We start from the raw sequence: 18,307 nt of genomic DNA, 5'->3' as shown, positions 1-18,307 counted from the left end.
CCTAACCTGACAACCTATCACTGCCCGTAATAAGCATTCGCTCCATGTTTGCGAAGATAATGCTTATCGAGAAGAACCTGTTGCATATCCCTGATACCCGGTGTCAGTTGACGAGAGAAAATGCCCATATAGGCAACCTCTTCCAGCACCACCGCATTATGCACCGCGTTTTCTGCACTGCTGCCCCAGGCAAAAGGACCGTGGGCATTAATCAGGACAGCCGGGATAGCCGCCGGGCTGATATTGCGCGAACGGAAGGTTTCGATAATCACTTCCCCGGTATTGTGCTCATAGTCCTTGGCAATCTCCTCGGGCGTCATTAAGCGCGTGCAGGGAATATTACCGTAGAAGTAGTCGGCATGGGTGGTGCCCCAGGCCGGCAGATCTAAGCCGGACTGAGCCCAGATGGTGGCATGGCGTGAATGGGTATGGACGATACCGCCAATGGTGTCGAAAGCGCGGTAAAGTGCCAGATGCGTTGCCGTATCGGAAGAGGGTTTTTTCTTCCCTTCCACAACACGACCGCTTTCCAGTTCCAGCACCACAATATCATCCAGGGTCATGACATCGTAATCCACGCCAGAAGGCTTAATGACTACCAGCCCGCTGGCTCTGTCGATGGCACTGACATTGCCCCAGGTAAAGGTCACCAGATTGTGCTCGGGCAGACTGAGATTAGCTTCAAGAACCTGTTGTTTCAGCGACATTAAACTCATATTAATCCTCCTTCCTGCATTTTTTGTTCAATCCAGCGCCGCGCCTGTACAATCTCAGCGACCGGTTCTTCGGCTTTTTCGGTCCACATCTCAATCAGAAATGCTCCGCGATAGTTGATCTGCTTTAATTTGCGGAACACGCTGACAAAATCCACGCAGCCGCTACCAAAGGGCACGTCGCGGAACTGGCCCTTTGAACTGTCAGTGACGGGCTGAGTATCCTTCAGGTGAATCGCGGCGATACGGTCAATACCCAGTTCCAGTTCGGCGCTGACATCGTTACCCCAGGCGCTCAGGTTGCCGACATCCGGGTAAACGGTGAACCAGGGCGAGGCTAACTGGCGATCCCAGTCCTTCCACTTGCTGATAGAGTTCATAAACTCGGTGTCCATAATCTCCACCGCCAGCATCACCTGTGCTGCCGCGGCACGCTCAACGGCCCATGCCATGCCCTCGGCAAAGCGAGCCACGGTGCCCTCATCGCGTGATTCGTAATAAACGTCGTAACCCGCCAGCTGAATCGTGCGGATCCCGATGTCCTTCGCCAGCTGAATAGCCCGATCCATCAGATCGTAAGCCTGCTGACGAATAACCGGATCGTGGCTGCCAAACGGAAAGCGGCGGTGACCGGAAAGACACATCGACGGGATAGTTACCCCGGTTTCAATCATCGCCCCGACCAGAGACAGACGTTCGGCTTTCGTCCAGTCAAGACGCGCCAGGCGATGGTCAGTTTCATCCACCGACATTTCAACAAAGTCGAATCCACAGGCTTTGGCTAACGCCAGGCGCTCAGGCCAGCTCAGGTGAGCAGGCAGCGCCTTTTCATAAATTCCCAGTGGGTGCTGACGCATGGTTATTTCCCCCAAATATGGTTAATCGCCTGATGGAATTCAGCGGCGGTGGCGACTCCGTTAGCGCTGTCGGTCAGTGCGCGGCCAACGATAAAGGCGCGAACATCAATCTCTTTAAACTGCGGTAGTTCTTGCGGGGTAATGCCGCCCGTCACCGATAAACCGAAACCAAGATCGGATAAGGCTTTCATCGCATCCAGATCCTGTTGGCTCCAGCCCTGCCCCTGTGCCTGAGCATCTCGTCCGCGATGATAGATAGCCTGTTTCAGCCCGAGGTCGCGCCAGTTACGCGCATCGCTCAGGGTCCAGTTGCCAAACAGCTCGATTTGAATTTCCCCTTGGTTACGCTGGGCAACCTCATGGGCGCTGGCAAAAGTCGCCAGTGGAGCCGCACAAATAACGGTCATCCAGTTGGCACCGGCATCAAAGGCCAGCTCGGCCAGCGTTGATCCCGCATCGGCAACCTTAAAATCTGCGACCAATATTTTCTCAGGCAGAAGCTGGCGAAGCTGGCGCACGGCCTCGACGCCCGCGCTAAAGCAGAGAATGGTTCCGGCTTCAACGATATCGACGTATTCATGTAGCCGTGTGGCGGCATCCAGAGCGGCATCAAGCCGGGTATGATCGAGCGCCAGTTGTAACTGAGGAACAGTGCGATGACTCATGGTGTGACTCCCTGATTGACGGCGACCAGCGCGGCAACAAGATTTTGATAACGCTGATATTTTTTCTGATATAAGGCGTAATTCTTCATATTCGGCTGGTAACTGATAATCAAAGGGTCCAGCGCCTTCTGTGCCTGCTGAAGTGACGCATAGGCACCCGTACCGGTCATCGCCACTAGCGCAGCGCCAAGACAGCCGCTCTCTTCAATTTGTGGAATTTCCACCGGTAGTCCGCTGATATCGGCAAACATCTGCATCCATACCTCGGAGCGCGTCGGCCCGCCGCTCAGACGCAGAGCGGTAACATGAGGGAAACGTTTGAGAATGCGGTTAAGGTGCGTCAGGTGTGAGAACACCACGCCTTCATAGATAGCTTGTACTAAATGGCCACGCTGGTGACCTGCCTGCATACCGTAGAAACTGGCCTGTAGGTCAGCGCCAGCGTTATTACCGTAAAGGAAGGGCACAAACAGCAATGAACTCGCAGCAGGCGGAAGCTCTGCCACCCACTGATTCAACTGGCCATAATCGTCGATTTCCCACTGCTGACAGAACCATTCGAGGTTAGCGGCTGAGGTTGGGCTGGCTTCGTGGATAATGTACTGATCGTCGATGGCGTAGCGGCCATAAACAAACGGGTAGTCGGTCTCGTCGATTAAGTTATCGGTGATCCCGCTGGTCACCGACCAGGTGCCCATTACCGCATTCACTCTGGTATCGTCGTAGAGCCCGGCGCAAAGCGCGGTGGAAACCACATCAAACAGGCCGCCAACGACGGGTGTTCCGGCGAGTAACCCGCACTGTACCGCCGCCGTCTCACTGATTGTGCCGGCAATCTCCGTCGGTCTGACAATCGGGGGTAGTGCCGGTAAAATTTCAGCAATATCAAATCGCTCCGCCAGAGCAGGCGACCAGTCTTGCTGCTGCATATCATAGAGATTCGATTCAGAGATATTGGTTTCTTCACAGGCCAGGGCGCCGGTCAGGCAGTAGCGCAGATAGTCATGCGCCATCAGCACGCTGCCAATTTCTGCATAGCGCTCCGGCTGATGCTGTTTTACCCAGCTCAGTAGCGATACCGGATGCCCGGTCCACAGCGTCTGTCGGGTCACCGGATAGAGTTCCTGCGGCAGGCCCTCGCGCTGCCACTGCTGGACTAACGCCAGTGCCCGGCGGTCAGAGGAAAGGATGCCATTACCCAGCGGCTGCCCCTGTTTATCCAGCAAAAACAGTCCTTTACCCTGGGCAGAAATCCCCACGCCCAGTACCTCGGCGGCAGGTGTTTCGCTGGATATCAGTACCTGGCGAATCACGGTCGCCGCCACCTGCCATAGCTGATGCATATCACGTTCAGCCTGACCCGGCTCCGGGACCAGTACCGGTAAATTCTGCCGGGCAACCGCACGCTCATTGCCCGCAATATCGTACAGGCCGGCCTTAATAAAGGTGCCGCCACAGTCGAGTCCTAACCAATAGCTCATAATCTTTTCTCCATTCAGACACAATCGGCCACGGGGATTTTGACGACGACTTTGCGAATCGGCAGAGGGTCGTTAATTGCGCAATTGGGTCGATGGAGATCCTGCGGGAAGAACACGGCAAAATTGCCGGGCTTCATCAGCAGCAGAGTTTCATTCGGCGCGTGGCGATAGAAAATAATGTCGCGGGCCGCGTCATAGGGGGTGTGGATCTCAAGCTCTGCTTTTTCAGTTGCAACGCCGATGTACTCTTCGCCAGAAACCAGGTACTGCACATCAATAAAGTTGCGGTGTGCTTCCGGATAGTTTTCGCTCTCGGGGCCGGTCTGTAAGTCCAGCACCTGCACCAGCCAGCCGGTCTGGCTGTCCTGATAACGCCCGGCAGGCATATTCAGCAGATCCTGACTCGCCAGATAGCGAATCGCCTGGGCTACGGCGGTAGGATAGTGGTTAGCTTCAGTATTATTAATATGACCAAAAATCATCTGGTTACTCCTGTTATAGTGCCTGAATACGTGCCCAGACACGCTCGTCAACCGGAATACCAAGGCGCTGATTCTCAGCACGAATACCGGGGAATTTGTGGCCTGGAAGGCGGATAGCCTGCTCGCTGTCGGCACGCTCTGCGCCGCTGACAGACTCACGAATACGCGCTAGCTTGCTGTCACGGGTCGGACCGTCGATCAGCCGATCAACATTAATGGCGATAAAGACTTGTGAGATACCGAATTCGTCGCCGTTGTCTTCGGTGACTTCGGTAACAGAAGCGCCGTTTGATAGCAGGGTAGCGAGCATATCCAGCACCACGGAGAGCGCAGATCCCTTCCAGTAGCCCATTGGCAGGATGCGACGGTTTGCTTCGATAGTGGCAGGGTCGCGGGTGTAGTTGCCGTCGTTATCGAAACCGCCGTCCACAGGTAAGGTTTTGCCCGCCAGGCGGTTAATTTCCAGCATGCCGTAGGAGAACATCGACATAGACATATCCACCATGGTGATAGGCTCACCCGGTACCGCGATAATCAGCGGGTTGGTGCCGATGGCACAGTTCTTAGCCCCCCAGGGTGGCATGACCGCAATCGAGTTGGTCCAGCAAATCCCCACATAACCTTTCTCTGCCGCCTGCCAGCCATAGCTCCCCCCGCGCATCCAGTGGTTGGCATTGCGCAGCGCCACCAGGCCAATACCGTGAGAGTCGGCAAGCGTAATGGCGCGATCCATCATCGCTGTGGCGGTGAGGTTGCCAATGGCACGATGCGCATCCCACTGCTCAATCGCGCCGAGGGAGAGCACTTTTTCCGGCGTTGCCTCGGGGACGATATGCCCGGCATCCAGCTGCTGAATAAAACGCGGGAAACGGTTAACGCCGTGGGAATAAACACCACTCTCGCTGGTATCGGCAAACAGGGTGGCGCAGGCTTCGGCTTTTTCAGCCGAAACACCACGAGCCAGGAGCACCCGTAAAAATTCCTGTTTTAACTGCTGATAACTGATTCTCATGCTGCTGGTCTCCCCCGAAAATCGGGCGCATTTCAATATGTGGAATTGCATTCCAAATAAATTCTATGGCGTTAATCAGGGGAAGTCAAAGAAAGGGGAGGTTAATTTATTGTTATAAAACAATGATATAAAAATCTATTTAGTTTCTGTGATCCCCCACACATCGGGCTGGAAACAGGCGTGGGGAAGCCGGCAGAAGGGATACCCCAACCGCCGACCGTCTTACCTTAATTACTGGCTAATTCGCACCCGGTACAGCGAACTGGTAGCCGTAATATACAACTCGTCACCTTCCGGACCGCCTAACGTACAGTTGGAGACGCATTCGGATAACGGAATTTTACCCACCGTGGCGCCACTGCTATCAAAAGCGATAACGCCATCGGCGCAGCTGCACCAGACGTTACCCCGACGGTCAACGCAGAAACCATCCGGAATACCCGGAGCCACCTCAGCAAAGCGTTTACCGTCACTCAATTGATGACCCTCAACCCGGTAAACCCGCAGCTCGCGGCGGCCCAGCGTCGGAAAGTCGATAATCGACATATCCGCCACATACATCAGGCTTTCATCCGGCGAAAAAGCCAGCCCGTTCGGACGCTGCAAATCACTGGCGGCGATGGTCAGCTTTCCGCTGAGCGGATCGAAACAGTAGAGATAACAGCCGATCACTTGGCTATGGGCGTGATAACCTTCATCATCGCTGGTGATACCGTAGGGCGGATCGGTAAACCAGATAGTGCCGTCAGAACGAACCACCACATCGTTAGGAGAGTTAAAGCGCTTGCCGTCAACCTTCTCGACCAGCATCGTCACGCTACCATCATGTTCAGTCCGGCTGATGCCGCGCCGCCCATGCTCGCAGCTGATCACCCGCCCTTCACCATCCCGCGCGTTGCCGTTGGCGTAGTTGGAAGGCGAGCGCCATACCTGAAGTTCGCCGTTACGCTGCCAGCGGAACATGCGATTACCTTTAACATCACTGAACACCACAGCATCTTGCTGTGGCAGCCAGACCGGGCCTTCCGCCCAGATTGCCGGAGAGCACAGTTTTTCGATAACCAGAGAGTCGGTGAGCAACATAATGGATTCCTTATTTCACGCCCCAGATGGTTTTATAGTGACCCTGGTAATCGTTCTGCGGGTCGTAGTGGTTTTGTGCGCCACCGTCATTGCCGATATTGTCTTTGGTTATCAGGTGCGCCGGAGTCACATAGCCTGAAGGCGGCTGTCCGGCAAAGGCGCGGTTAAATTCATCCAGTAACTGCCAGCCGTGAAGCTTCAGGGGTTCAGCAACAGTGCCGACCTGGCTGTCGCCGCTACGAATACGCTGGAAGGCAGAAATTGAACCATCGCCTGCTGAAAGGTTATAAGGCGCATTTGTTCCGCCCTTCCCTGCTGTTTTCAGCGCAGGTGCCATAAAGTCAAAGTACAGATCGTTTATTGCCAGCCCATACTGGAACTTATCGCCGTGCTTTTGCAGCAGGCTGAAGGTCATCGACGGCATACGGTTAGAGGTATCAGCCAGAGGAGTATCAATAAATTCAACCACTTCACACCCGCTACACTTCTCAATCTCCTGCTTCATGGCGTTAGCCTTATCAAGAGCGATTTGGTAGAGCGAGTCGGTGAAGATAACCACTTTAGCCTTACCGCCGGAGTGCACGACCGCGTACTGCGCGGTCAGCTTCGCCACTTCGTCAGAATCAGAGGTAATATTGGCGGCAATTCCGTACTGCGGAATCGGCCCTGGCTGTGGAACCGCATGCCAGGCCATCAGGACGATGTTTTGCTGTGCGGCTTTCTTCATCAGCATTTTTGCCACGTTCGGGTTCCAGCCACCGATAACAATGCCATCAGGGCGCTGGGCAATCGCCTGGTTCATCGCCGCTAACTGATCTTTAACCGAGCCACCCCCATCCAGCGTATCAAGCTTCCAGCCTGCTGCCGCAGCAGCTTCACTCAGCCCCTGCTGTACACCCTGCACGCCGCCATTTTTCATATCCGAGGCGATAAAAATCACCTTTTTATTGGGCTGTAACTTAGGGCCGCTGGTCGGGCCGTCCCACTGGGTAACGCTGGCGGTCGCCTTATTAACCGCCGCTGTCGCCTGGTCAAGATAATCGTCGGCATGCACGGGTAGCGCAGCAGCAATCAGAGTACTAAGGGCTAAAGCAAGAACGTTGATCTTCATAGTGAACTCCCAGTGGTCGTTTTTTGGTTATTATCAGGAGATTGGGCCGGAGCACTCTGGCTTCGTACAACGGCTTTCTGGTTTAACATCCGGCGGCGCTGGGCGTAACCGGCGAGGGTAATAGAGAGCAGCAGGGTTGCGCCGTTAAATAACGGTTCTACCCAGAATTCACCGCCGAACTGCTGAATACCGGCGATACCTATTGCCAGGATGGCAATCCCGACCACTGTTCCCCAGACGTTAACCCGTCCCGGACGAATAGTGGTACTGCCGAGGAAAGCACCGACCAGAGCGGGTAAGAGATAATCCATGCCTACGCTTGCCTGACCCACGCCCTGTTCAGCGGCAATCAGGACACCGCTGAAACCAGTCAGTACGCTGGAGGCGATAAAGGCGCCAATGGTGAATTTGTTAACCGCAATGCCGTTCAGCCGGGCAGCAGCCGGGTTACCGCCGACCGCATACATGCAGCGACCCAGCGGAGTATGTTCGGTGATAAGCCAAAGAATGATAGCCACGGCCAGTACATAGAATGCGCCGATAGGAATGCCGAAAATCTCGGTGTAGTGCAGAGCGCTAAAGCCTTCAGGCAGATCGCCAACAATTTGCCGACCGCCGGAGTACCACAGAGCAACGGCATACAGCACGGTACCGGAGCCCAGGGTAGCAACGAAGCTGTCGATATCGGCCAGCGCTACCAGAATACCGTTCAGCAAGCCGTACAGCGCCGAAATTGCCAGTACCGCAAGGACCGCCATCTGCCAGGACATGCCGTACTGCACCTGGAAAGTAATCGCCAGAATGTGCCACAGCACGATGCCAAAACCGACGTTAAGGTCAATCTTACCGACAATCATCGGAATGGTTGCAGCCAGCGCCAGCAAGGCGATTTTAGCCTTACTCGAGAGTATCGCCTGGAGCGTCAGCATACTGGCGAACGACGGCGATAATGTAGAAAACAGCAGGACAAGAAGCACACACAGCAACAGCAGACCGTAGCGGGTCAGGATTTGCATCGACCAGGGACCGAATCCATTCTGACTAAGGCTGACCCGCTGTTCCAGCGCGGTCGATTTTACGGATGTTTTGGACATAATCTTCTCCAGCCACCGCCTGCGGGGTGGCACAATTTCAGACGGTGGCTACAGTGGTTTCGCTACTGCCAGAGGCCAGTTCAAGTAAGTTGGCAAAACTGACCCGTTCATTTTTTAACTCACCGACGATTTGTCCCCGATTAAAGACCAGCGCGCGGTTACAGATATGAGCAATTTCTTCAAAGTCACTGGAGATGACCAGCACAGCGACACCTTCGGCCAGCGCCTTATTCAATAAGTGATAGATCTCTTCGCGCGCACCGACATCGACACCGGCTGTCGGGTCTTCAAGGATGAGTAACGGCGCATTAAGGTGCATCCAGCGGGCCATCACCACTTTCTGCTGGTTACCGCCGGAGAGCGCGCTAATGTCCAGGCTAACGTCTTTCGGGCGGACGTCGAATAACTGCATTTTCCACCAGCTGGCACCCAGTTCTGCACGGCGGCCGTAGTGTGATAGCAACCGATGACCGCTGGCACAGGGGTTGAGAAACATGTTTTCACGCACGCTCATCGACATCACCAGACTCTCTCCGGTACGGTCTCCGGCAACCAGCGAAACGCCTGCTGCCATAGCTTGCTGAGGGGAACGCGCCTGATAAGCCTGGTTACGAAACGTGATACTGCCGCCGGTACGCTGGCGCAGGCCGAACAGCAGACGCCCAATTTCTTCCTGACCCGCACCGCGTAATCCGGCAAGGGCGAGCATCTCTCCGGGCTGAATACTGAACGAAACCGGCCCCACGTCATCAATAGAGACCTGGTCGAAATTCAACACCGGAGAAGCTTTTTCGGGAAGGGGTTCACGCTGATTATCGGCAACTGACTCACCCACAATGGTTTCCACCAGGTCGCGCAGGCTGTAGTCACGGGTATAGCCACTCGCCACATGTTTGCCGTCGCGCATCACACAAACCCGGTCGGCAATTTCAATCACTTCATCCAGTCGGTGGGTGACGTAAATCATCCCCACTTTCTTACTTTTCAGACGATTAATCACGGTAAACAGATGGCGAACATCATTTGCAGGCAGCGATGCGGTGGGTTCATCAAGCACCAGTACTTCGGCATTAACCGCCACCGCACGGGCAATCGCCAGTAGAGATTTTTCTGTGCGCGAGAGTTCAAATACTCGGGCGTCCGGATCAAGGGAAATACCCACTTCCTCCAGCGCCAGACGAGAACGCTCTCTGACTGCCCGCCAGTCAATAAGCCCCATGCGGCGGGTGAAGCCCATCACCAGAGCCATATTCTCTGCCACCGTCATCCACTCAATCAGACCCAGATCCTGATGGATAAAAGCAATCGGCTGACGCTGGTCGGTTTTTAAAGCAGCGGCGGAGGTAATGCTGCTGTCGTGAAATTGAATATCGCCACCGTCACGCGGGTAGACCCCAGCAAGGACTTTGATCAGTGTAGATTTGCCAGCACCATTTTCGCCCAGCAGAGCCAGGACTTCTCCGGGATGAACCTCAAGACTGACGTCGTTAACGGCGAGGTTCCCACCAAAGCGTTTGGTGATATGGCTCAGAGTCAAAACCGCTGCTCTGGGTGTATTCTGCATAACAGTCTCCTGTAACAACAGATAAGTAATAACAGCGGTGATAGCATAATAAACACACCGCCAATTCCAACATGCGAAATCAGGTTCCAAAAATAGTATTCTTACTATTGATAGAAAGCAAAGGAGATGATGTTTTATTTATTGTTTAAAAACAATAGGTTAATTTATATGTTGTAGAAATGTGATGAATAGCTCACTTCATCCCTGGCATTTTTTCATGCTAAACAGAGAAGATTCACATACTGAAACCTCGTTCCATATTCACAGTCTGGCAGGCATGAGTTACCATCAGATAAATCGCCGTAAGGGGTATATGAAAAACCATGAGGAAGCGTGAATGAGCGTAAAAGCGGATAGTGCAAAGGACGATAAAAAAGATCAGCCAGCCGGCACTCAGAGTCTGTTTCGTGGTCTTCAACTTATTGAAATTTTGAGTAACTACCCTAATGGCTGCCCGTTAGCGAATCTGGCTGAACTGTCCGGGATGAATAAAAGTACCGTACACCGGCTGTTGCAGGGGTTGCATAGTAGCGGCTACGTCACCCAGGCACCTTCACCTGGTAGCTACCGGCTGACCACTAAATTTATTTCTGTTGGACAGAAAGCGCTCTCCTCACTGAACATCATCCACGTTGCTGCAGCGCATCTGGAAAAGCTGAATCTGGAAGTGGGTGAAACGGTCAACTTCTCTAGCAGAGAAGACGATCATGTGATCCTCATCTATAAGCTCGAGCCAACCACAGGTATGATGCGTACCCGTGCCTATATCGGCCAGCATATGCCGCTCTACTGCTCGGCGATGGGCAAAATCTTTATGGCCTGGGGCAGCGAAGAATACCCTGCTCACTACTGGGAAACACACCAGCAGACTATTCAGCAGTTAACCAAAAATACCATCACTACCCTGCCGGAAATGCTCGAAGAGCTGAAGACAATTCGCAAGCTGCAAACCGCCATGGACCGGGAAGAAAACGAACTGGGAGTCTCCTGTATCGCAGCACCGGTTTTTGATATTCAACAGCGAGTTCCCTTTGCCGTTTCCATCTCGCTACCGACAGTCAAACTACAGCAGATAGGTGTGAAAAAACTGATGGCACCGGTTGTCGCGACCGCCAGGGCTATCTCCGCTGAGCTGGGGTTTAACGGCTAACGTCTGACACCACGGTTATCTCCTGGCGGAAATAGCCGTGGTTTTTGCGTTGATACAGCCCCCTCTCAATACTTCCACTTTGGCCTTGATACCGTGTTCTTTTTCAATAAATTACGCAGTTCTTTTAAATAGGGCTCGTTGCTGCGCCCCCGTTTACAGATTGCTGAAAAAGGAGACTGAAAACCAAATTCATTGGGCAAAAGCACACGCAGCCGATTTTCTTTAATCCACGGCAGGGCGTAATGCTCTGGCAAATAGCCAATAAATTTTCCCGATAAAATCAGGAGTAATTGCGCATCCACGCTTTCAACGGTGGCGCTGCCTTTGGTGAATCCACGATGGCGTAAATCTCGTGTATTCCAGTAACTACGGGTGACCAGCGCACTCTGGCTTATCTGCTCTTTATCCAGCTGCTGGCTATAGAATAAGGGGTGAAGATCGTTGCAATAAAGCCAGTGCTGCTCGCGATAAAGCGGTTCACTGATGATGTTGTGTACCCGGGTATTAAAGCTGCCGATGGCCAGGTCGATATGGCTGTTCAAAACACCGCTGAGTTGCTCTGCGGGTGTGCGAATAATCAGCTTGATATGTACGTTAGGAAATTTATCGCTGAAACTGCGTAGCACTATCGGTAATGACAGCGCGGTTTCGGTTTCAATGGAATCAAGCGTCGAGATACAAATGGAGCCACTTTGCTCGCCGTTAAGCAGGGCTGACTGGCGTTCCAGCTCATTAAGCTCACTGAGTACCCGAATCGCCTGCTGAAGATAAAGCTGGCCCTTTTCTGTCAGAGCAAATCCCCCCCGACCACGCAGGCAGAGGCTAAAACCTAGCTGCCCTTCCAGCTGCGACATGGCATTACTAATAGCCGATACCGATATGCCTAGCTCTTGCTGAGCCTGAGAATAGCTTTGTAAACGGGCGACCGCCTCAAAAATCTGCAACTGACGAATATTGCGATTAGCATCGTTTTGCATAGATTTTACTTCACTAATAAATGAACTAAGTATTTACGTCAGACGATTTAAAGTCCAGAACATCTTTCGCACTATAACTCCTGTCTACGGTGTAAATCAGATTCAGGAGCTGACATGGAAAACCTTTTTCATCAACCGCAAGGGGGTAACGAAATGCCCCGTTTTGGCGGACGCGCAACCATGATGCGCTTGCCATTTATTGAAGATTTACAAAGCCTTGATGCGGCATTTGTGGGTATTCCATTAGATATCGGAACCTCGCAACGTTCCGGTACTCGCTACGGCCCGCGCTATATTCGTGCCGAATCGGTGATGATTCGCCCCTACAATATGGCAACAGGAGCCGCGCCTTTTGATTCATTATCTGTAGGTGATATCGGCGACGTTCCAATAAACACATATAACCTTTTGAAATCAGTACAAATAATAGAAGATTACTACACTAATTTAAATAGTTACCCGTTAATTCCCATGACCTTAGGCGGCGATCACACCATCACCCTGCCGATTCTGCGCGCCTTAACGAAAAAACACGGCCCGGTTGGGCTTATCCATATCGATGCGCATACCGATACCAATGATGAAATGTTTGGCGAGAAAATTGCCCATGGCACCACCTTCCGCCGGGCGGTTGAAGAAGGCCTGCTGGATTTAAAACGCGTGGTGCAAATCGGTCAGCGTGCGCAGGGTTACTCTTCGGGTGATTTTCAGTGGGGCGTCGATCGGGGCTTTCGTCTGGTGCCTGCTGAACAGTGCTGGCATAAATCCCTCGCCCCGCTAATGGCCGAAGTTCGCCAGCAAATGGGAAGCGGCCCGGTCTATCTGAGCTATGACATAGACAGCCTTGACCCTGTCTGGGCTCCGGGCACCGGTACGCCGGAAGTGGGTGGGCTGACATCTATTCAGGCACTGGAGATTGTACGCGGCTGTCGCGGTCTGAACCTGATTGGCTGTGACCTGGTTGAGGTCTCCCCTCCTTACGATATCAGCGGTAATACCTCACAACTTGCAGCCAATCTGCTGTACGAAATGCTGTGCGTGTTACCCGGCGTGAAATATCCCTGAAGGAGCACGTATGCAACTGAATCTATTTCGTACGTTATGGGGTGTGACTACGCCCTGGCAGCAGACGGTTAATGAGCTGAAAGAGGTTGGCTGCGGCGGAATTGAGGCGCGGGTACCGCAAACCCCTCAAGAACAGCAGTTACTGGCACAAAAACTGGAAGACGCTGAGCTGGACTATATCGCGATTGTCTTCAGCGGCGGGGATGTGATCCCGGCCCAGGCAGAGACGCCGAATCAGCATCTGGAGCGTTTAAAAGAACGTTTCGAATCAGCCAAAAAACTGAATCCACGCTTTGTGAATTTACTGGCAGGCAACGATCGCTGGCCGCTGGCACAGCAGGTGGACTTTCTTGCTCAGGCACATGAACTGGCTGCCAGCTATGACCTGTTCTGCAGTTTTGAAACCCATCGGGCGACATCGCTGTATAGCCCCTGGCTGACGCTGGAGATCATCCAACAACTTCCGCAGCTGCGTTTCACCGCCGATATCAGCCACTGGATCTTGGTCAGCGAGCGACTGTTAAACGACCCGGTTGATGATTTCAGCGAATTTATCCAGCGGGTACATCATATTCAGGCGCGTGCCGGATATGACCAAGGCCCTCAGGTGCCTCATCCCGCGGCTCCGGAATATCGCGCTGCGTTAGAGTTTCAGCAAGATTTCTGGCAGCAGATTTGGCTATCACAATACCAGCGCGGCTATCAGTACACGACGCTAACCCCAGAATTTGGTGCCGATGGTTATCTGCATCACCTGCCCTTCACCAACGTGCCCGTCGCTGATTTATGGTCGCTGAATGCCTGGATGGCGCGGCACCAGCAACAGCGGTTTACCGAGTTTTCATCATTAATCAATCCGGAGATAGCGCAATGACGGTTACAAAGAGCTCGTTCACTGAATTGCCCACCATTGATATCAGCAGCCTTGCCAGCAGTGATTTGGCCGCTCGCCAGGCCGTGGCGGACCGCATTGGTAAAGCGTCACGCGAAGTCGGTTTTTTCTACATAACCGGGCACGGTATTGCACCAGAATTGATCTCCGGAGTCCGGGCTGCAGCAAAAGAACTGTTCGCCCAGCCGATGGAAGAGAAAATGCGCTACTACATCGGCCAGTCGAAAAGCCATAAAGGCTACGTGCCTGAAGGCGAAGAGATTTATGGCAAGGGTAAACCTGACCATAAAGAAGCCTTTGATATCGGTTTTCAAGCTCCGGACAACCATCCGTTTGTACTGGCGAAAACGCCGCTGATAGGCACTAACGAATGGCCGGAACTGCCTGATTTTCAAACCAGAGTGCTCGATTACTATCAGGCGGTTTTCGCCCTCGGTCGTCGTCTGTTTGATGCCTTCGCCCTGGCTCTCGGGCTGCCTGAAGGCTACTTCACCTCCATGGTGACGTGCCCGCCGTCAAAACTACGGCTGATCCACTACCCGTTTGATGCAAGCGCACAGGACTCTCCCGGTATTGGTGCACACACCGATTACGAGTGCTTCACATTGTTGCTTGCCGACCAACCGGGCCTTGAAGTGCTGAATGAAGACAGTGTCTGGATAGATGCCCCTCCTCAGAAAAGCCATGCCGGGGAAGAGGCATTTGTTATCAATATTGGCGATATGTTGGAAGTGTTAAGCGCTGGCACATTTGTTGCAACAGCTCATCGGGTGCGCAAAGTTCCGCAGGAACGTTACTCATTCCCGCTCTTTTTTGCCTGTGACTATCACACCCTGATCCGCCCTCTGCCGAGCTTCCTGGCAGGCGATGAGGCCCATGAATATCAGGAGTTAAGCATCGGGGAACATATGTGGGGTCAGGCGCTTCAGACCTACAGCTACTTACGTGAAAAAGTCAGTAACGGTGAGCTGGAACTTCCGGAACGGGCGCGGGGAACCAATACCTTCGGTCATTTGAAAAAACAAGCACAGCAAAAAACCACCCCCATTAATGAGGAGCAATAATAATGAAGAGAACAACCCCTAAATTACTGCGTAACCTGGCCCTCACTATCGCGGTTAGCACCTGTTTTTCACCGTTAACTCAAGCAGCTGAGTTATTAACTGATGGTGTTTTCAAAGTCGGCATGGAGGTGACCTACCCTCCTTTTGAATCCTATGACAGCAATAATAATATCGTCGGACTGGACCCTGATTTTGCCGCATTAATAGCAGAACAGCTGAACGCTAAACCGCAGCTGATCGATACCAAATTCACCAGCCTGATTTTAGGTATCGGCAAAAAATACGATGCGGTGATTTCCGGTATGTATGTCACTCCTGAGCGGCTTAAACAAGCTGAAGCTATTCCTTACGCATTATCGGGCGCATCCATCGTGGTGCTGAAAAGCGGCGAGATCCAACCCAAAACCGAACAAGAATTATGTGGCCTGAAGGTGGGCTTACAGCAAGGCACTTCCTGGGTCAGTAGCCTGAAAAAGCTCTCGGATGAGTATTGTCTGCCAAACGGCAAACCGGAGATCAATATTCTGGAATTCCCGACCTCTCCCGAAGTATCTCAGGCCCTATTATCAAAAAATATTAATGCTCAATTAGAAATTGCCCCGGCGGCACAAATCATTGTCGATAAAAGCCGTGACCGTTTACATATCAGCTCAACCCAACTGGTTTATCCATTACCGCTGGGCATTTATGTCGCCAAAGGTAATACCGCGCTGGTTGATGCAATTACAACCGCACTTGCCACTTTAAAAGCCAACGGTAAATACGAAGAAATCATCAAAAAATATAACTTACAAAGTATCGATTAATACTGGCAATGCAATGAGCAACAGGAGTCTATATGGCGTTCGATTGGGGATATTTCTTTTCATTATTTCATGTTGAGGCATTCTGGCAGGCTTGCCTGACCGTGATTGTCGTCAGTTCATTATCCTGGTTTATGGGGCTGGTATTAGGTTTTATTTTAGCTTGCGTGAAAATGTCCGGACCGCGCTGGTTAAGAGTCCCCGTCGAACTCTATATTTGGTTTTTTCGCAGCGTACCCTTAATTGTTTTACTGGTCTTTGTGTATAACTTGCCGCAGTTATTTCCTGTTACCCAGCCATTACTCGGGATCCCGTTTATTGCCGGTCTGGTATCAATGACGGTAACCGAAGCAGCTTATATGGCGGAAATTCATCGTGGTGGATTACTTTCAGTCGCAAAGGGACAGGCTGAAGCAGGACATGCATTAAGTTTTAGCTTTTTCGGTATTCAGCGGCTGATTATTATTCCTCAGGCATTTCGTATCTCTTTGCCGACGCTGATTAATGAATATATTACCATTATTAAACTCAGCTCTATTTTGTCGGTAATTTCTTTACCTGAATTACTGCTTACTGGTCAGCGTTTATATGCCCAGAACTTTCTGGTAATGGAAACGCTGCTGGCCGTCGCGATTTATTATGTGGCGATCGTTACGGTGTTTACCTGGCTATTTCGGATCCTTGAAAATAAACTCGATCTGCAGCAGAAACGTACGCAAACCCTCAATGATTCCCAGTGTGAGGATTTGCGCCGCACCCTGCAGGTCGCTGATATTGCTCCTCCTCCCATCCTGTCAATCAGCGGTAGCCCACCAGCGCTCAATTTGTGCCAGATTGAAAAATCCTGGGGAAACCATCAGGTTCTGAAAGGAGTTAATCTGAAGGTTGATAATGGGGAAGTGATTAGCATCATTGGCCCGTCTGGCTCAGGTAAAACTACCCTGATCCGCACCGTTAATGCCCTTGAAAGCCTGGATGGCGGTGAGATTATTCTTTACGGGGAAGATTATCTTAAGGGCGGAGCGATTCTCGATAAAAGCCAGATGCGCGCAGGTGTTCGTCGCATCGGCATGGTGTTCCAGGGCTTTAACCTGTTCCCGCATCGCACGGTACTCGACAATGTAATGCTTGCCCCTCTCTATCATCATTTGTTGGATAAAGCCGAAGCAAAAAATTTAGCCCTCACTCTGCTGGAAAGTGTCGGACTGCTGGCACACATCCATAAATATCCTCATCAGCTTTCCGGGGGTCAGCAACAGCGTGTTGCTATTGCCCGGGCCCTGGCATTAAAGCCGGACATTATGCTGTTCGATGAACCCACATCAGCGCTAGACCCGGAGTTAGTCGGCGAGGTGCTTAAAGTCATCAAGTCACTGGCCAGTCAAGGAATGACGATGCTGATCGTCACCCATGAAATGGACTTTGCGTTATCCATTTCTGACCGCGTGGTGATGATGGAAAACGGCGTCATAGAGTGTGACAGCCCGCCACAGCTTATTCGTGAAAACCGTACAGACAGCACCCTTACCCGCATCCGTGAATTTATGGGAGTACAATCATGACCACTGAACGTGAATTACGTCAGGATCTTGCGGCCGCATATCGGCTGGCCGCCTTATTCGGCTGGGAGGATACGCTCTATACCCACTTTTCAGCACGTTTACCGGGAGAAGGTGAACCCCGATTTCTGATTAACCCTTTCGGGATGATGTTTGATGAAGTCACGGCAAGTAATCTGATTGTCGTTGATATGCAAGGTAAGGTGGTGGAAGGCAACGCCCCCGCCAACTCTGCCGGGTTTACTGTCCACAGTGCAGTGCATATGGCCCGGGAAGATGCCCACTGCGTGCTGCATACTCATACTTTGCCTGGCATGGCGGTCGCTGCCTGCCGCGACGGCCTGTTACAACTGAATCAGATCAGTACCGAGTTCTACCAGCGTGTGGGCTACCACCCTTATGAAGGCGTGGCTTTTGATCTCGATGAGCGAGAACGAATTCAGCAATCGCTGGGGGATGATAACATTGCCATGATCTTGCAAAGCCACGGCTTACTCTCCGTGGGCAAGACGGTGGCGGATGCCTTCTGCATTATGTACTACCTCAATAAATCCTGTGAAATTCAAATGGCAGTTGCCCAGCTGGCAGCCCTTTGCCAGCCGACAATTATTTCCCCCTATTTAAGTCAGCATGCCTGTGAACAACTGATGGGAGTCGAGCATGAACGTCAACAAGTCTGGCAGGCGTGGCTGCGTCGCCTGGATCGTTTAGATCCTTCTTATAAAGAGTGAACCC

Annotated in this window: 18 protein-coding genes; 7 read left to right on the top strand and 11 right to left on the bottom strand. The window is 52.3% G+C overall.

The window, feature by feature from the left end; genetic code table 11:
* Positions 1-17 precede the first annotated feature (17 nt).
* The 10 genes from araD to M2387_RS16265 all read right to left on the bottom strand — a co-directional run bounded on the left by araD (position 18) and on the right by M2387_RS16265 (position 10,062).
* Positions 18-716: an L-ribulose-5-phosphate 4-epimerase gene (araD, locus tag M2387_RS16310; RefSeq protein ID WP_259050921.1), complete on the bottom strand. Its 699-nt coding sequence runs from the start codon at positions 714-716 to the stop codon at positions 18-20.
* The gene (locus M2387_RS16305) at positions 713-1,570 is read right to left on the bottom strand and encodes an L-ribulose-5-phosphate 3-epimerase (RefSeq protein ID WP_259050920.1); all 858 of its coding nucleotides are present in this window, start codon (positions 1,568-1,570) and stop codon (positions 713-715) included. The genes araD and M2387_RS16305 overlap by 4 nt, the downstream gene beginning before the upstream one ends.
* Positions 1,571-1,572: 2 nt before the next feature.
* Positions 1,573-2,235 (bottom strand): 3-keto-L-gulonate-6-phosphate decarboxylase UlaD, encoded by a 663-nt coding sequence (gene ulaD / locus M2387_RS16300; RefSeq protein WP_259050919.1) that lies wholly within the window; start codon positions 2,233-2,235, stop codon positions 1,573-1,575.
* On the bottom strand, positions 2,232-3,716 hold the full coding sequence (locus tag M2387_RS16295; protein ID WP_310572785.1) for an FGGY-family carbohydrate kinase: 1,485 nt from the start codon (positions 3,714-3,716) through the stop codon (positions 2,232-2,234). Before M2387_RS16295 ends, ulaD begins: the two co-directional genes overlap by 4 nt.
* 14 nt (positions 3,717-3,730) lie before the next feature.
* Positions 3,731-4,198 (bottom strand): NanQ anomerase/TabA/YiaL family protein, encoded by a 468-nt coding sequence (locus M2387_RS16290; RefSeq protein ID WP_259050918.1) that lies wholly within the window; start codon positions 4,196-4,198, stop codon positions 3,731-3,733.
* Positions 4,199-4,211: 13 nt separating this feature from the next.
* A complete protein-coding gene (yiaK, locus tag M2387_RS16285) occupies positions 4,212-5,210 on the bottom strand; it encodes a 3-dehydro-L-gulonate 2-dehydrogenase (protein WP_259050917.1) in 999 nt (332 codons plus the stop codon).
* Positions 5,211-5,441: 231 nt separating this feature from the next.
* Entirely contained in the window at positions 5,442-6,293 is an 852-nt protein-coding gene (locus M2387_RS16280) for an SMP-30/gluconolactonase/LRE family protein (protein WP_259050916.1), read from the bottom strand.
* A 10-nt stretch (positions 6,294-6,303) separates the two neighbouring features.
* Positions 6,304-7,404: an ABC transporter substrate-binding protein gene (locus M2387_RS16275; RefSeq protein WP_259050915.1), complete on the bottom strand. Its 1,101-nt coding sequence runs from the start codon at positions 7,402-7,404 to the stop codon at positions 6,304-6,306.
* Complete coding sequence (locus tag M2387_RS16270) at positions 7,401-8,498, bottom strand: ABC transporter permease (protein WP_259050913.1); 1,098 nt, start codon at positions 8,496-8,498, stop codon at positions 7,401-7,403. Before M2387_RS16270 ends, M2387_RS16275 begins: the two co-directional genes overlap by 4 nt.
* 37 nt (positions 8,499-8,535) lie before the next feature.
* Positions 8,536-10,062 carry a sugar ABC transporter ATP-binding protein gene (locus M2387_RS16265; RefSeq protein WP_259050912.1) on the bottom strand — a complete coding sequence of 509 codons (1,527 nt, stop codon included), beginning with the start codon at positions 10,060-10,062 and terminating at the stop codon, positions 8,536-8,538.
* A 337-nt stretch (positions 10,063-10,399) separates the two neighbouring features.
* Here M2387_RS16265 and M2387_RS16260 point away from each other — a divergent pair, with 337 nt between their 5' ends.
* Positions 10,400-11,212 carry an IclR family transcriptional regulator gene (locus M2387_RS16260; RefSeq protein ID WP_259050911.1) on the top strand — a complete coding sequence of 271 codons (813 nt, stop codon included), beginning with the start codon at positions 10,400-10,402 and terminating at the stop codon, positions 11,210-11,212.
* A gap of 65 nt (positions 11,213-11,277) precedes the next feature.
* On the opposite strand, the gene M2387_RS16255 is transcribed toward M2387_RS16260, so the two are convergent.
* Positions 11,278-12,189 carry a LysR family transcriptional regulator gene (locus tag M2387_RS16255; protein ID WP_259050910.1) on the bottom strand — a complete coding sequence of 304 codons (912 nt, stop codon included), beginning with the start codon at positions 12,187-12,189 and terminating at the stop codon, positions 11,278-11,280.
* A 114-nt stretch (positions 12,190-12,303) separates the two neighbouring features.
* Here M2387_RS16255 and speB point away from each other — a divergent pair, with 114 nt between their 5' ends.
* From speB to M2387_RS16225, 6 genes are read left to right on the top strand one after another with little or no spacing between them, the layout of a single operon-like run.
* Positions 12,304-13,254 (top strand): agmatinase, encoded by a 951-nt coding sequence (gene speB / locus M2387_RS16250; protein ID WP_259050909.1) that lies wholly within the window; start codon positions 12,304-12,306, stop codon positions 13,252-13,254.
* A gap of 10 nt (positions 13,255-13,264) precedes the next feature.
* Positions 13,265-14,128: a sugar phosphate isomerase/epimerase family protein gene (locus tag M2387_RS16245; protein ID WP_259050908.1), complete on the top strand. Its 864-nt coding sequence runs from the start codon at positions 13,265-13,267 to the stop codon at positions 14,126-14,128.
* The gene (locus M2387_RS16240) at positions 14,125-15,210 is read left to right on the top strand and encodes an isopenicillin N synthase family dioxygenase (protein WP_259050907.1); all 1,086 of its coding nucleotides are present in this window, start codon (positions 14,125-14,127) and stop codon (positions 15,208-15,210) included. The genes M2387_RS16245 and M2387_RS16240 overlap by 4 nt, the downstream gene beginning before the upstream one ends.
* 2 nt (positions 15,211-15,212) lie before the next feature.
* Positions 15,213-16,016 (top strand): ABC transporter substrate-binding protein, encoded by an 804-nt coding sequence (locus M2387_RS16235; RefSeq protein ID WP_259050905.1) that lies wholly within the window; start codon positions 15,213-15,215, stop codon positions 16,014-16,016.
* Positions 16,017-16,048: 32 nt separating this feature from the next.
* Positions 16,049-17,575 carry an amino acid ABC transporter permease/ATP-binding protein gene (locus tag M2387_RS16230; protein ID WP_259050904.1) on the top strand — a complete coding sequence of 509 codons (1,527 nt, stop codon included), beginning with the start codon at positions 16,049-16,051 and terminating at the stop codon, positions 17,573-17,575.
* The gene (locus tag M2387_RS16225) at positions 17,572-18,303 is read left to right on the top strand and encodes a class II aldolase/adducin family protein (protein ID WP_259050903.1); all 732 of its coding nucleotides are present in this window, start codon (positions 17,572-17,574) and stop codon (positions 18,301-18,303) included. The genes M2387_RS16230 and M2387_RS16225 overlap by 4 nt, the downstream gene beginning before the upstream one ends.
* Positions 18,304-18,307: the final 4 nt, after the last annotated feature.

The sequence above is a fragment of the Klebsiella sp. BIGb0407 genome, from assembly GCF_024807845.1.
In the GTDB taxonomy this organism is placed as follows: Bacteria; Pseudomonadota; Gammaproteobacteria; order Enterobacterales; family Enterobacteriaceae; genus JGM124.
This window is presented reverse-complemented; position numbering and strand designations above follow the sequence as displayed.